This window comes from Ramlibacter sp. WS9, from assembly GCF_003797765.1.
In the GTDB taxonomy this organism is placed as follows: domain Bacteria; phylum Pseudomonadota; class Gammaproteobacteria; order Burkholderiales; family Burkholderiaceae_C; genus Ramlibacter.
The window spans coordinates 424,717-439,734 of record NZ_RKMB01000003.1; the positions used below are offsets into that span (position 1 = coordinate 424,717).

The 15,018-nt window shown below is 63.6% G+C and carries 13 protein-coding genes; 12 read left to right on the top strand and 1 reads right to left on the bottom strand.

Annotated elements, in window-relative coordinates; translation table 11 throughout:
• Nucleotides 1-30: 30 nt before the first annotated feature.
• The 12 genes from EEB15_RS07935 (at nt 31) to EEB15_RS07990 (ending at nt 14,442) form a co-directional block, all read left to right on the top strand.
• Nucleotides 31-924: a respiratory chain complex I subunit 1 family protein gene (locus EEB15_RS07935; RefSeq protein WP_158290038.1), complete on the top strand. Its 894-nt coding sequence runs from the start codon at nt 31-33 to the stop codon at nt 922-924.
• Nucleotides 921-1,532: a hypothetical protein gene (locus tag EEB15_RS07940; RefSeq protein ID WP_141509269.1), complete on the top strand. Its 612-nt coding sequence runs from the start codon at nt 921-923 to the stop codon at nt 1,530-1,532. Before EEB15_RS07935 ends, EEB15_RS07940 begins: the two co-directional genes overlap by 4 nt.
• Nucleotides 1,529-2,962 carry a complex I subunit 5 family protein gene (locus tag EEB15_RS07945; RefSeq protein ID WP_141509270.1) on the top strand — a complete coding sequence of 478 codons (1,434 nt, stop codon included), beginning with the start codon at nt 1,529-1,531 and terminating at the stop codon, nt 2,960-2,962. The genes EEB15_RS07940 and EEB15_RS07945 overlap by 4 nt, the downstream gene beginning before the upstream one ends.
• Entirely contained in the window at nt 2,962-4,443 is a 1,482-nt protein-coding gene (locus EEB15_RS07950; RefSeq protein WP_141509271.1) for an NADH-quinone oxidoreductase subunit C, read from the top strand. The genes EEB15_RS07945 and EEB15_RS07950 overlap by 1 nt, the downstream gene beginning before the upstream one ends.
• Nucleotides 4,444-4,522: 79 nt before the next feature.
• Nucleotides 4,523-5,200, top strand: coding sequence for a 4Fe-4S dicluster domain-containing protein (locus EEB15_RS07955; RefSeq protein ID WP_255466303.1), 678 nt, complete (start codon nt 4,523-4,525; stop codon nt 5,198-5,200).
• 188 nt (nt 5,201-5,388) lie between these two features.
• Complete coding sequence (gene hyfB, locus EEB15_RS07960; protein WP_141509273.1) at nt 5,389-7,404, top strand: hydrogenase 4 subunit B; 2,016 nt, start codon at nt 5,389-5,391, stop codon at nt 7,402-7,404.
• Nucleotides 7,401-8,348, top strand: coding sequence for a respiratory chain complex I subunit 1 family protein (locus EEB15_RS07965; RefSeq protein ID WP_141509274.1), 948 nt, complete (start codon nt 7,401-7,403; stop codon nt 8,346-8,348). The genes hyfB and EEB15_RS07965 overlap by 4 nt, the downstream gene beginning before the upstream one ends.
• Nucleotide 8,349: 1 nt before the next feature.
• Nucleotides 8,350-9,009 carry a formate hydrogenlyase gene (locus tag EEB15_RS07970; protein ID WP_141509275.1) on the top strand — a complete coding sequence of 220 codons (660 nt, stop codon included), beginning with the start codon at nt 8,350-8,352 and terminating at the stop codon, nt 9,007-9,009.
• A 13-nt stretch (nt 9,010-9,022) separates the two neighbouring features.
• Nucleotides 9,023-10,480 (top strand): hydrogenase 4 subunit F, encoded by a 1,458-nt coding sequence (locus EEB15_RS07975; protein ID WP_141509326.1) that lies wholly within the window; start codon nt 9,023-9,025, stop codon nt 10,478-10,480.
• Between the two features lie 4 nt (nt 10,481-10,484).
• A complete protein-coding gene (locus tag EEB15_RS07980) occupies nt 10,485-12,035 on the top strand; it encodes an NADH-quinone oxidoreductase subunit C (RefSeq protein ID WP_141509276.1) in 1,551 nt (516 codons plus the stop codon).
• Entirely contained in the window at nt 12,035-12,565 is a 531-nt protein-coding gene (locus tag EEB15_RS07985; RefSeq protein WP_141509277.1) for an NADH-quinone oxidoreductase subunit B family protein, read from the top strand. The genes EEB15_RS07980 and EEB15_RS07985 overlap by 1 nt, the downstream gene beginning before the upstream one ends.
• A 2-nt stretch (nt 12,566-12,567) precedes the next feature.
• On the top strand, nt 12,568-14,442 hold the full coding sequence (locus EEB15_RS07990) for a zinc ribbon domain-containing protein (protein ID WP_141509278.1): 1,875 nt from the start codon (nt 12,568-12,570) through the stop codon (nt 14,440-14,442).
• Between the two features lie 64 nt (nt 14,443-14,506).
• Here EEB15_RS07990 and EEB15_RS34195 read toward each other — a convergent pair whose 3' ends face one another.
• On the bottom strand, nt 14,507-14,746 hold the full coding sequence (locus tag EEB15_RS34195; protein WP_141509327.1) for a CopG family transcriptional regulator: 240 nt from the start codon (nt 14,744-14,746) through the stop codon (nt 14,507-14,509).
• Between the last annotated feature and the right edge of the window lie 272 nt (nt 14,747-15,018).

A 15,018-nucleotide genomic window follows, 5' to 3' on the forward strand; every position in this document is an offset into this window, starting at 1 on the left:
GGGCTGCTCCTGACGACGCATGTCCTCGCAGTGCTCGCCATGCCGGTGCTCATGGTCGGGGTGGTGAATCGGACAAAATCGCTATGGGCCGGGCGTAAGGGCCCAAGGCTTCTTCAGTTCGCCTGGGACCTCCAACGCCTGATGCACAAGCGTCCGGTCTACAGCGTCGTGTCCACGCCATTGTTCATTGCGGGGTCGTGGGTCGTCCTGTCTGCGTCGCTGCTCGCTGCAGTGATCGCGCCCATCTTCGGCGACGTCTCCCCGCTGCAGTTCGAACGAGATTTCATCGTGTTCGCCTACACGCTGGGCCTGGCGCGGATCTTCCTCATGCTGTCCGCCATGGATGTAGGCAGCGCGTTCGAAGGCATGGGTGCCGCGCGAGAGGCTTCGTTCACGGCATTTATCGAACCGGCCCTGTTCTTGCTCATCGGCTCAGCCGGCGTGGCCACGGGGCACACCAGCTTCGCCGGGCTGCTGGGACATCTGCACGCGAGCGCGCTGTTCCCGGTGCTGGCGGCCCCGGTCGTGCTTGTCCTCTTCGTGCTGTTGCAAGCAGAGGCTTCCAGGGTTCCCGTCGACGACCCATTGACGCACCTGGAGCTGACCATGGTTCACGAGGTGATGATTCTCGATCACAGCGGCCCCGAACTTGCCGCCATGCAATTCGCCTCGGCCGTCAAGATGACCACCTACGCGGGATTGATCGCCGCAGTGGTCAATCCATTCGAGATCGCGGGGTCGCCTGTTCTGGGTGTGCTGTCCTCGATCTTGCTCATGGTCGGCGTCGCCGTGGCCATCGGTTGCGTTGAGTCGCTCACGGCCCGGTTGCCTCTGCGTCATGTGCCGCGCTACCTTATGCTGGCTTCGTTGGTGGCCCTGACGTGTTTGGGCGCCACCGCATGGATGGCGGGAGTCAGAAATTGACGCCCGCCCTGATCCTGTTTCTCGCGGCGGTCGTGCTGCCGATCTTCTTTTCGAAGATCAACGCCGCACCTTTCTGGCTCGTTGCGCAGGCTGTCGCGCTTGCCTGGACCATCGGGCGGCACGCGGAGTTTTCGGCTCACACTCTGCTGGCTGTCGGCGAAGTCCTCCTGGTGCGTGCGGTGGCGGTCCCTTGGCTGCTAAGCCGTGCCATCGCCAGGCACGAAGATGCCGGCAAGGACCTCATGCCTTCGAATCTGTTCGCGTGGGCGGTCGGCATCACCCTGCTTGTGCTCGCGTTCCAGTTCGTGACGCCCGCCGGGGCCGATCCGCACACGTTGACACTCGGGGTCGTTGGATCGACGGTGGTGATGGCGCTGCTGGTGCTGTCGACGAACGAGTCCCCGGGGGCGCAGCTGGTAGCGGTCCTGTTCATGGAAAACGCGCTGGTCCTGTTTGAGTCCTTATCCCCGCAGCCCTGGCCCCTGCCGATCCATGCCGCCCTGGGCGTCGTCTACGTGCTCACCGTGGCCGTCGGCGCCTGGCTGATCGGAACACCCGATCCGCTGCCAGCTGGCGGGGATCGGGAACACCAGGAGAGACGCGCGTGAGCGGCGCGCTTGCCGCGCCCACGCGCGACCCTGCTTTCCAGCCGAGCGCCCATGGATGGCTCGGCTCGGCATTGGTGCTCGTCGCGCTGGGCGCGGTCGTCCTTTGGGTGACCATTTTCGTGCGCACGCCCATTGGCGAACTTCCAGTGCACTTCGCTCAAGGCTACTTTGTGCTCGACGCCACGTCTATGCTGTTTCTGCTGGTCATCAACCTCGTGTTCCTGGGGATCAGCGTGTACATGTGGTCGCGAATTCGGACCTCCGCAATCCTCGCGCGGACCATCGGGAGCCGCGCCACGCTCTCCTTGGCATTCATGGTTGCGATGAACCTGGGCACGCTGTCCAACAATCTGCTGCTCCTGTGGGCCTTCGTTGAATTGACGACGCTTTGCGCCGTGCCACTCGTGGCGCAAGGAGTTGCGCTGCGGCCCCGGCGGGTGGCTTGGCAATACATGCTCTATTCGAGCATGGCCTTGGCGCTGACGTTTCTGGGTATTTTGTGTCTGGCACGCTCGGCCCAACTTCATGGGCTCGAAATCAACTTCGCCCTGGATCAAATGTCCCAGGGTCTCGCGACACCAGGCGATGGCTGGCAGCGGCTCGGGCTTGCGTTGATGCTGCTGGGCCTTGGCAGCAAGCTCGGGCTGGCCCCGTTGTACAGCTGGTTGCCCGAGACCTACGAAGCCGCACCTACCAGCACCAGCGCTCTATTGGCCGCGGTCCAGTTCAACATCAGTGTGGTGGCCGTCTTGCGGATCCTGCAAGTGTTTCGCGGGCATGACATCGCGTTCGTGATGAATATCCTGTTGGTCATGGGCTGCCTGTCCCTGCTGGTGGCGGCTGTTCAGGTGATGGCCGCCCGCAGCTACAAGCGCCTCATCGCCTATGCCTGCGTGAGCTCCTCGGGGGTTATTGCGATCGGTCTGTCGGTGGGCAAGGCGGCGGCCTACGGCGTGCTGCTTTACATCGTCAGCAACGCCTTCGTCAAGGCATTGCTGTTCCTCACGGCCGGGCGGCTACGAGCCGTCTATCGCACGAACGAGTCCAAGGCGCTCGGCGGCGCGATTCGCGTCCTTCCCTTCTCGGGTGGGCTCTTCACGGTGGGTGTGTTCGCGCTTCTCGGGTTTCCGCCGTTCGGTGGCTTCATGGCCGAAATGCTCATCCTGTCAGGGACAGTGCAGGCCGGCAACCTGCTCGCCTTCACCGTGATGTGTACGATGCTCACGGTCATCTTCGTCGCCACGGGGCGATCGATCTTTCCCATGATCTGGGGCCGTTCCGAGGTGCATGTCGCGGCGGTCAAGGAGAACTGGATGACGGCACTGCCCAAGCTGGGCTTCGTGGTCGCGCTGGTGCTACTGGGAATCTATACGCCCGCGCCAGTCAGCCGCTTGCTGGTGCTCGTGGCGCAATCAATCGGGGGCCATTGATGTTGCAGGCCACGTCTGTCGCCATGAGGCTGACGCGGGAGATCGAACCGGCGAGCCTGGATGATTGGGTCGCCGGCTGCGACCGGGCCCTCGCGCGAGGCGCCCGGATGCTGACACTCTTTGGACGCGAGGATGGGACCGGCCGAGTCGTCACCACGGCTGTTTTGCTCCCAGAGCACGGCTCAATTGAGATCCTGAGGGGGCATGGAGTACCCAACCAGCGCTACCAAGCGCTTACGTCGAACCACCCCGCCGTGCACATGTTTGAACGCGAGTTGTGGGAGCAGACTGGCCTGGTTCCCGAGGGCCATCCATGGCTGAAGCCCGTACGCTACGAAGGCGCCCGCCAGCAGCAGATGCACGGGCATCCGTATTTCAACGTGCGCGGGCATGGCATCCACGAAGTCGGCGTCGGCCCTATTCACGCAAGCGTGATCGAGCCAGGGCATTTCCGCTTCATGTGTCACGGCGAGACCGTGCATCACCTGGAGATCCAGCTTGGCTATCAGCACCGCGGCGTCGAGGCCTTGCTGCTGCGCCGCAATCCGTTGGGCCTGGCGCCGTTGGTCGAAACCATCGTGGGCGACTCTTCCATTGCCTACGCCTGGGGTTACTGCGCGGCGGTCGAGGCCCTCTCAGATACCCAGGTGAATCTGCAGACGGACATCGTGCGCGGTATCGCGCTCGAATTGGAGCGCATCGGCATGCACCTCGTGGCACTCACGGGTCTGGCAACCGACATTGCCTTCCTGCAGGGCGGCGCGACGTATGGCAGGCTGCGCACGGCGATCATCAATGCGACCATGCGCGCATGCGGCAGCCGATTCGGTCGGGGATGGCTGCGTCCCGGCGACGCGCGTTTTGGCATCGACGATGCGCGGCGCGCGGACCTGGTGCAAACGATCGCTGGCCTGTTGAAGGACATGGCCGAAGTGAACGATCTCATGCTCGGTGCCCGCAGCGTCAAGGCCCGTTTCCAGGGCGTAGGCACCGTCGATGCCCAGTCGGCACGCGGTATTGGGCTCACTGGCCTGGTGGCACGCGCGAGCGGACTGCCGTTCGACACGCGTTCGCGTCTGCCCGGCAAGCTGTACACCGCACATCCTGTTCCCACGCTCGTGGAGGACACCGGCGACTGCTGGGCGCGCTTCAGGTTGCGCATGAGGGAGGCGGAAGCCTCCGCCCGATGGATTGCAAAGGCCTTGCAGGTGCCCGATCTTGCTTTGCCGCCGCACCAGGCCGCCGCACCAGGGCGATTGTGGCCGCGGACGCTGTGCGTCTCCGTTCGCGAGGGGTTCCGCGGACCTGTGATCCAGGCCCTCGAAACCGGCGAGGACGGCAGCTTGCTGCACTACAAGGTCCAGGACCCGTCGATGCAGAACTGGTACGGCCTGGCGCTGGCGCTGCGCGAGAACGAAATCTCGGACTTTCCGATCTGCAACAAGAGCTTTGATCTTTCCTATTGCGGAAACGATCTGTAAGGGACCCGTGCTCAAGTCAATCGCCGTGAGGGTGTCGCAGGGCTCCCAATACATCAAAGACCCGCGCAAGGCGGATCCCGTGGGCTTTCGCGGCTTGCCCGTCATTGGCAAGGAACTCTGCGAAGCAGATTGCCGCAGGTGCGCCGACGCTTGCCCCACTCAGGCGATCGATGTGGACCCTGTGCGCATCGATCTGGGGCGCTGCATCATGTGCGGCGACTGCGCGCCGGTTTGTCCCTCGAAGAAGATTTCGTACTCCAGCCAGTTTCAACTGGCCGCCACATCTCGAGACGGATTGGTGATCAGTCAGGCTCGGCCGCGTCCGGACCCCGTGAAGGTGTCGCAAGCCTTGCACCGGCGATTCGGCCGCTCGATGAAGTTGAGGTCCGTTTCCGCAGGCGGCTGCAATGGCTGCGAGTTGGAGGTCAACGCGTTGACGAACGTGAACTTCGATATTGGACGCTACGGCATCGACATCGTCGCTTCGCCGCGCCACGCGGATGGCCTGATCCTCACCGGCCCCATCACACTCAACATGGCTCTTGCTCTGCAGCTTTGCTGGGATGCCATGCCGGAGCCCAAGATCGTCATTGCCGTGGGCGCATGCGCGATCTCCGCCGGCCTGTTCGAGAATGCGGCGGGTGTCGAGCGCAGCTTCCTCGAGCGATTCAAACCGACACTGTTCGTGCCTGGCTGTCCTGCGCATCCCTTGACGATGGTGTGCGGGATCCTGGATCTGCTCGGGATTGAGAGCTGACGCTGTCCAGGGCCGCCGCGCCGCGCGGCGGTGCTCCAGTGTTGAATCTCATTAATGTAAGATGTGCATAAGATGTAATTGCCACTCTGCGTTGTCGAGGATATCCATGGCGCTGAAGACCGCGAGGTTGATGCTGCCTCGTCCCTTGCAGGACCGTGGTCGGCGCCCCCGCGCACTCGAAGTCGGCCATGGCTAGCCCGGCGCAATGGCTGGCACTTGACTGGATCCTGGTGATCCTGGGCGCGTGGCTTGCGGTGGGGATCGTCGGAGTCCTCTTCTTGCGGCGCCTGGCCTTCGTTGCACATGTGCTCTTCCCGGCCGGCGCGGTGCTCAGCCTGGGCCTCTTTGCGGTCGCGGCGATAGCGCTGGCGGCGACACCCGAAGTTGCCGTGCTTCCCATTGGGCTTCCCGCGCTGCCATTTCACCTCCGGCTCGACAGCCTTTCAGCGTTCTTCCTGATGGTCATCGGGGCGGCCTCGGCGGGCATCTCGACTTTTGCGGCCGGCTATTTCCGCCGGGGCGAAGGCACGCCCCCCGGCTTGCTTTGCCTGGAATACCACGTCTTCCTGGTCAGCATGGCGGGCGTGCTCCTGGCAGACGACGCCTATTCCTTCATGGTGATGTGGGAGACGATGGCCCTGTCGTCCTTCTTCCTGGTGACGGCCAACCACCGTGTCCCCGAAGTGCGCAGTGCCGGCTATCTCTACATCACCATGGCCCGGATCGGAGCAATAGCGATCCTGCTGTGCTTTGGCGTGTTGCAGGCGAACACAGGCGACTACACGTTCGCCAACATGCGAGCCCAATCGTTGTCGCCGTTCTGGGCATCGATAGGGTTTCTGCTGGCACTCTTCGGGTTCGGTGCCAAGGCCGGCGTCCTGCCGCTGCACGTCTGGCTGCCCGAAGCGCATCCGGCCGCGCCGTCGCCGGTGTCAGCATTGATGAGTGGCGTGATGCTGAATACCGCGATCTATGGCTTGCTGCGAGTCACCTTGGACCTGCTTCACCTCAGATTGTGGTGGTGGGGAGGGTTGCTGCTGGCCGTCGGGCTTGCCACGGCGCTGTTCGGCGTCGTATTTGCTTCCGTCCAGACCGACATGAAGCGCCTGCTCGCCTATTCCTCGATCGAGAACATGGGCCTCGTTTTTGTCGGGCTGGGTTTGACTCTGATCTTCGCTGGCTACGAAATGAAGCCAATGGCCGCGCTCTCACTGACGGCGACCCTGTACCACGTAGCCAGCCACTCCTTCTTCAAGAGCCTGCTCTTCCTGGGTACCGGATCTGTCCTGCACGCCACCTCTGAACGCAATCTGGGGAAGCTGGGCGGGTTGATCCGCACGATGCCTTGGGTCGGCTGGTTGACATTGCTCGGCGTGCTCGCCAGCGCGGGCCTGCCTCCGCTCGGCGGGTTCATATCGGAGTGGCTGCTGCTGCAAAGCTTCCTGTTCACACCGAGCCTGCCGGTGCCATTGCTGACCATGCTCATCCCCGTGGTCGCCGCGCTGATCGCATTGGTGGCAGCCCTGGCCGGCTACACGATGGTCAAGTTCTTCGGGGTCATCTTCCTGGGCCAACCCCGCGAAGAGAAACTGGCCCGCGCGCACGACGCGGGCGGCTGGGAGCGCGCCGGCATGCTCTGGCTGGCGCTCGGCTGCGTCGTGCTTGGGTTGCTGCCGACGCACTTCATCCGCTTGATCGATCACGTCACGCTGACACTGGTCGGCGCCGGCCTGGGCAGCCGCCTCGGCGAAAACGGCTGGCTGCTGGCCCCCAATGGCCTGGAGCAGGCCAGTTATGGACCGGTCATCTTCCTGTTGGGCATCCTGGCAAGCTTTGCGCTGGCCTACCTGCTGGTGCGCGCGCTGTACCACGGGCGCATGCGGCGCGCACGGCCATGGGCCTGCGGTTTCCCATGGGGCACGGCGCGCATGCAGGACACCGCCGAGGGCTTCGGCCAGCCGATCCGGCAGATTTTCGAGGCGTTCTTCGTCATGAAGCGCGAACTGCCGACGCCCTTCGATGCGAACCCGCGCTACCGCGTCACCGTGGAGGACCATTTCTGGCGTTGGCTTTATGTGCCCATCATGGACCTGGCCAACTACCTTGCCCGATTGGCGGGGAAGATGCAGCAGGGACGAATCTCGGTCTACCTGTTGTACAGCTTCCTCACCCTTGCGGCGACGCTCCTGGCGGTGATGCGATGAATGCCTCGGGCGTGCTCTCGCAGCTTCTGGAGATCCTGATCGCGGTTGCGCTGGCGCCGCTTTTGAGCGGCTGGGTGAATCAGTGGCGCTCGTGGCTGCAGAACAAGTCGGCACCGAGCATCTGGCAGCCGTATCGGATGCTCCATAAGTTGTTCAACAAAGAGTCCATGGTCGCGGACAATGCCTCGCGGTTGTTCCGCACCGCACCGTACGTCGTGTTCGGCTGCATGGTGCTGGCCTGCTCGATCATTCCGACGGTCTCGACCGATCTGCCCTTGGCGCCGGCCGCCGACGCGATCGCGCTGGTGGGTCTTTTCGCGCTGGCACGGGTTTTCATATCGCTCGCGGCCATGGATATCGGTACCGCCTTCGGCACCATGGGCGCCCGGCGGGAAATGCTCATCGGCTTCTTGGCGGAGCCGGCGCTGCTGATGGTGCTGTTCTCGGCCTCGCTCATTTCGCAGTCGACGTCGCTGACCACCATCGTGGAAACACTGGCGCACCGAGAACTCGCCATCTACCCTGGCCTGGCCTTCGCGGGTGTCGCCTTCACGATGGTGTCGCTCGCGGAGAACGCCCGGGTGCCGGTCGATAACCCGGCAACGCACCTCGAACTGACCATGATCCACGAGGCGCTGATCCTCGAATACTCCGGGCGCCACCTGGCACTGCTCGAATGGGCCGCCAGCCTGAAACTGTTCGCCTACTCGTGCATTGGCCTGGCGCTGTTCGTTCCCTGGGGCGTGGCGCAGGCCCAGGCGCCCACGGCCTTGTTGTTGGCCATCCCGGTGCTGGTCTTGAAGCTCGCGGTGGGCGGTTTCCTGCTCGCGGCTCTGGAGACGTTGAGCGCGAAGATGCGGATCTTCCGGGTGCCGGAATTCCTGGCGACGGCCTTCCTGCTTGCTGTGCTCGGAATGCTGGTCCACCTGCTGCTGGCCCGATGACATGAGCACCTTGCTGACCCAGTTCGTGAACCTGCTCGGCGCCATGCTGCTGATGCTGGCCTTCGCCATGATCTCGCAGCGCCGCATTCTGTCCCTGATCTACCTGTTCACCCTGCAGGGCGCAACGCTCGCATTGGCCACAGCCGTCGTGGGCTATGTGACGAACCAGCACCACTTGTACTTGTCCGCGGCGCTGACCTTCCTGCTGAAGGTGCTGCTGATTCCGTTCTTGCTCCACCGGGTGATCGATCGCCTGGGGATTCGCAGGGACGTCGAAACCCTGATCAATATCCCGACGACCATGCTGATCGGGATCGTCGTTGTCATTTTCTCTTTCAATCTGGCGATCCCGATCTCACAGCTTTCCTCAACGCTGGCCAGGGGGACCTTGGGCATCGCGCTGGCATGCGTCCTGCTGTCCTTCCTGATGATGATCACGCGCGCGAAGGCGGTTCCTCAGGTCATCGGCTTCCTCGCAATGGAGAACGGCTTGTTCTTCGCGGCAACCGCGGCGACCTACGGCATGCCGATGGTGGTTGAACTGGGCATCGCCCTGGACGTCCTGGTCGGCGTGCTCATCCTGGGTGTCTTCATGTTCCAGATCCGCGAGCAGTTCGACAGCCTGGACATCCGCAATCTCGAGAAACTGAAGGACGACTAACTTGGACCTCGAGCTGAACGCCCTGGCATTCCTTCTGGCCTGCCCCCTGGCCGGCGGCCTGGTGCTGGCCCTCATCGGCCATCATGACAACGCCCGGGACGTGAATGTCGCCTTCAGCGCCGGCACGTTTCTGGCGGCGTGCTTCCTGACTGCCCGGATCATCGATGGCGGGCCGATGCTGGTGTGGAATCGCGAGTTCTACATCGATGCGCTGAACGTCTTCCTGGTGGCGTTGACGGCGTTCGTGGCCCTCACCACGTCGATATTTTCGCGGCCCTACATGCGGGTGGAGCGCGACCACGGCAAGATGACGCCACCACGGATGCGCCTGTACCACAGCATGTACCAGCTGTTCAGCTTCACGATGCTGCTGGCGCTGACGACCAACAATATGGGCATCATCTGGGTGTCGATGGAGGCGGCGACCCTGACGACCGTGTTGCTGGTGTCCGTCTATCGCACCGCCGCCAGTCTGGAAGCGGCCTGGAAGTACTTCATCCTCTGCGGCGTGGGGATCGCCCAGGCCCTGTTCGGAACCGTGCTGCTGTACATGGCTGCCGAGCGGGTGATCGGGCCGGAAGGCGGCGCGCTGCTATGGACCAACCTGGACGCTGTCAAAGGCCAGCTCGATCCCAACGTGATCACCTTGGCCTTTGCGTTCCTCTTCATCGGTTACGGCACCAAGGTGGGTCTGGTGCCTGTGCACAACTGGCTGCCCGACGCCCACGCCGAAGGGCCGACACCCGTGTCTGCGGTGCTGTCGGGCCTGCTGCTGAACGTCGCCCTCTATGCGGTTCTGCGTTGCAAGGTCCTCACGGACGGCGCCCTGCACAGCAGCGTGCTCTCCGGCGCCCTGATGATGGGATTCGGGCTGCTGTCGGTCGTCGCGGCCGTCTTCTTCCTCATACGGCAACGGGACGTCAAGCGCATGTTCGCGTATTCGTCGATCGAGCATATGGGCATGATGACCTTCGCCTTTGGGATGGCCGGCCCGATCGCCAGCTACGCAGGCCTGCTGCACATGACCGTGCATTCACTCATCAAGTCCGCTATCTTTTTCGCCGTGGGGCATGCGACCCAGAAGGCCGGCACCCAGATCATGGAAAACATCCGTGGATTGATCACGGTCAGTCCCACCGTGGCGTGGGGACTGATGCTGGGCGCGCTGGCGATCCTCGGCATGCCGCCGTTTGGCGTATTCGCCAGTGAGTTCCTCATCGTCACGACAGCGATGCGCGAACAACCGTGGGCGACGCCGTTCCTGCTCATCGCACTCGGGCTGGCGTTCGCGTCGGTGTTCAGCCGGGTCCAGCCCATGGTGTTCGGTGAGACGAATGTGAAGCCGCTGGCGCATCCACCTGCGTTGATCCCCGTGTTTGTGCATCTTGCGCTGGGGTTGATGTTGGGCCTGTACGTGCCGCCCTATCTGGACTCTTGGTATCGCCAGGCGGCCGCCATGCTGGGACGTTGACGCTATGGTGCTGTCAAATCTTGGACTCGAACTGCAGCCGCTGGCCGCGCCCCTGCCGGTCTGGTATTTAACGGTCGATCGCGAGCTCTGGACAACTGCCGCCCGGGCCATCAAGGCTGAAGGGGGGCGCCTGGTTTCAATGTGGGGTGTGGATCGCAACAGCGGCCTCAGAGCGAGGTCGGCCTGCGCAGCCTATGCGATCGAGCAGGGCCTGGTGTGGCTGGATTTGCAACTGGCACCCTCCGGCACAGATTTTCCCGATCTATCCGGGGTGTTTTCCTGCGCGGCGCGCATGCAGCGCACGATGGCCGACCTATCGGGCCTGCGCGCCGATGGCGCGATGGACCATCGGCCTTGGCTCGATCATGGCCTGTGGGATCTCACTGGACCGCCGCTCCAGCAAGGCATCCAGACTCAACCCGGGCCGCCTGCGCGCCTGCCAGCCGAGTACCCGTTCGTTCGAGTCGAGGGGGACGGTGTGCACGAGATCGCGGTGGGTCCAGTGCATGCGGGCATCATCGAACCTGGCCATTTCCGATTCTCGGCGGTCGGCGAGAAGGTGTTGCGGCTGGAGGAGCGGTTTGGCTACGTACACAAGGGCATAGAACGCCGGTTCACCGAGCTGCCTGCGCTGGAGGCTCATCGGCTTGCGGGCCGGGTCTCGGGGGACAGCACGGTCTCGTTCGCCTGGGCCTATTGCATGGCACTGGAGTGCGCGCTCGATTGCAGCGTGCCCGCTCGGGCGACTTGGCTGCGCGCGCTGATGCTGGAACGGGAGCGGGTCGCCAATCACCTGGGGGACCTGGGCGCCCTGGGCAACGACGCCGCTCTGTCCTTCGGATTGGCACAGTTCTCCCGGCTGCGCGAGGATTGGCTGCGCTTGTCCGGCGAGTCTTTCGGCCATCGCCTCATGATGGACGCGGTGGTCCCGGGCGGTGTTGCGCCGAATCCTTCGCCGACCGTGCTGGAAGGACTGCGGCAACAGTGTGACGATATCGAACGCGAGGTCCGCGTCTTGAAGGTTGTGTATGACGAGCATGCGGGCCTGCAGGACCGTTTCCTCACAACCGGACGCGTCGAGCCGGCGCTGGCCGAGCAACTCGGCCTCACGGGACTGGCCGGGCGAGCCAGCGGACAGGCCTTCGATCTGCGCCATGACCACCGGTGGGCCCCCTACGACCAGTTCGAGGTCGCCGTCGCGTCGAGCAGAAACGGCGATGTCGCCGCCCGCGTCGCTGTCCGTTTCGAGGAAGTGTTCGAGTCCCTGAGGCTGATCCGTCTGTTGTGTGAAGGGATGCCAGAAGGCAGCGTGCGGGCGACGCTGCAGGTGAAGCACGAGGCCTCCCGTGGCGCGGGCTGGGTCGAGGGCTGGCGCGGGCAAATCCTGGTAACACTGGAGCTGCACGCCGACGGACGCATCGTGCGCTGCCACTGCCACGATCCGTCCTGGCAAAACTGGCCCGTGCTGGAACATGCCGTGATCGGCAATATCGTTCCCGACTTCCCTTTGATCAACAAGTCCTTCAATCTGAGCTATTCGGGACACGACCTCTGATGTGGCACATCCTCAAACAAATCGTGCGCACCGGCATCGTCACCGAGCCGGTGCCGCAGCCCTTGGAGTCAGATCCGGTCGTGATCCAGCGCCTTCAGGCTGAAATCCTGGATATCCTGGGCCAGGCGCTGACCATCCGCCATGTGGATGCTGGATCGTGCAACGGCTGTGAGCTGGAAATCCAGGCCCTCAACAATCCTTACTACAACCTCGAAGGGCTGGGCATCAAGTTCGTCGCCAGTCCGCGGCATGCCGATATGTTGTTGGTGACCGGGCCAGTTTCTCGGCACATGGAAGAAGCTCTGCGCCGCACCTATGTGGCGACACCCGATCCCAAACTGGTCGTCGCGCTCGGCGACTGCGCCTGTACCGGGGGCATCTTCGGCGAGGGCTATGCCACGTGCGGCAAGGTGGAGAACGTCATTGCCGTGGACGTTACGGTGCCCGGCTGCCCACCGCCCCCTGTCGATATCCTGCGCGGCATCCTCAGCGCGGTCGCAAGGCGTCGCACTGGTTCGAAGGCGCGCTAACGATGCTGGGCCCCAGTTCGTCAGCGTGGGACGTTGCAGGCGGTCACGAGAGCGCCTCCGGTCATGCGGTGCAGATCAACCCTTTGGTTTCACCGCCCCCCGATGTCCTGGTGTACGAGTTCGGAGCCCGCCTCGACGACGAGTGCGCTGGCGCCGTATTCGAACAGATCCGCAAGGCTCGGTTCTTGTACAACTCCCTGGTGGAGCGCATCCGTTTCATCCACGAAGAGATGAACGCGTGGGTCTTGGAACGCGCCGGGCCTGACGCCCGCGATCTGCAGACACGGCTTACCGGGTGCGAACACGACATTGGCGCAGCAAGGTCGCGTTCGGACGTGGCAGCCTTGCGGCTTCTGTCGCCGCTGCGGGTGGAGCTCGGTAAGGAACTGACGCCGCTGTTGCGGCCGGTGCGGGAACAACATCGCGCGGCGATCAAGTCCCTGTTTTTTTCGCGCGTCGGCAACACCAGGGCGACGGAGACCTACCAGCTGCGTTGCCAAGCGGTTGCTGATGGTCTCGGCTGGGCCACGGCGACGATGGTGCTCGACAGCGCGCTCCTGGCCTGGAAGAGAACACTGGTCATGGGCCGCGCACCGAAGGCTGCCGATCAAGGCCGCCATCTGCAAGACACGCTCGTCCTGCAATTCACGGACAAGGGCGGCCTGCCGGCGGAGCGGGTCCTGGACGGTTCCAACCGTGAGATCCACCTGTGCGCCCCGGAAGTGGCGCGCCGCCGGGCCTACGGGCGATTCCGGTTCCGATTGGGACTGGCGAAAGACAACGTCTATGCCACCGGAGGCTGGCAATATCACCGTCCCTTACCCAGCGCGGCCCACGTGTCCAGCGCCCGGCTCGTGCACCGGCGCGTCGCCGACCAGGATCGCTGGGTCCTTCAGCTGGTGCTGCGTCTGCCCGAACCCATACATCTTCCAAGTGCGCCGGTGGCCGATCTCGCCTGCCTGCACTTTGGGTGGATGAAGTCCGGTAAGGGCCGCCGCGTGGTGACGGTTGCGCGCTCTGCCGATCCTGGCGCGGTCGAGTGTGTGGAACTCGCCGCATCCGTGGAGGATGATTTGCAGCGCTACGCTGCATTGCAGAGCGGACGCGCCAAGTCGCGCGCCGCCCTTGTGCCGAAAATAGCCGCACTGGCGAGTTCGAACCGGCTTCCCGCCGGCGCGATCGCCGCAGAAGTCGATGCGATGGTGTTGCAGGGTGATCGTGTCGCGCCCGGGAAAATCTATCGCCTGCAGACGGATCTCGCGAATGTCGGCATCCGCCGCGCCTGGCTGGACCAATGGGTGAGCGACGACAGGAAGAAATGGCAGGCGGCCGTCATGCTCGCGCGGCGGGCGCGCGGACGCAGGCGGGATTTCTACCGGGTGACGGCACTGCGCCTGGCCAGGGACCATCGCGCCATCGTGGTTGAGCCGCTGGACCTCAAGGCGGCCAGCAAGTCCCAGAACCCTCAAACAGGTGGCTGGGCCGATTTTTCACATCACGCACGTGCGGGCCGGGTCATAGCCGCCTTGCACGAATTCGAGGCAGCGATACGCTGGGCTTGTGTTCGGCACGGCACCCCGGTGTTTGAACTCAAGGCAATGACGTCGCAAACCTGCGCTGTGTGTGGGTCGGCCGGTGTTACCGCTGCGCCCGGCCACCCAAGGGCTATGCGCTGCGCCGCCTGCGGGGCCAGCCATGACCGCCATGCCAACGCCGCGGCCTGCGCATGGCAATGGGCACATCAGGGGTTGGACATTCGGCTCGAGTCCTACCGGTCCGAGGCGCAGGCACAGCAATCGGCTTCGAAAGCCCGCGCGGATGCAATCAAGGAGGCGGTTGCAAGCAAGCGCTGGTCAGTCAAGGAGGAAGGCCCATAGAGTGAGCGGTACCGAAACGCGAACCCGATTCAGCCATCGCCGGGGCTTCGTTCCAGCGACATCGTCATCGTTTAGCTCGGGTCGCCTTCTTCGGACTTGCCACACTGCTTTCATTTGGGCCGCTCTTGCGCTTGGGCAAGCTGCCGCTCGGGACAAAGGACACTGAATTTTCCGCGAGATAAGTGCGGATGAGGCTGCGCACCAACTGCGACGGTGTCATGTCTTGCATGGCGCACAGATCTTCCAGGGCCTTCTTCTTGGCCGGGTCGATCAGCACCGTGAGCCGCGCAGTTTTAAGTTCCATCATCGCTCCTTTGTGAATCACATTATAATTGTCCTCGCATGCAAAACAAATCAGCATTGCGCTGCCTCTGGCAGAAATGCTGTCGAGCCCGTCGCGCATTGGCTCGCGAGACCCGCAGGGCTGCAACGCTGATTGTGGCCGACGAAGCACGACGGCAGGCAATGCGATGAACCGTTCGCTTTCCCAAACCCCCATCAAGTTGCTAAGGTACACGCCCCGATCCGGCGGAAAGTGCCGCATTTTCGGAGCCGTCTGGAAGCGCAAGGATGGCG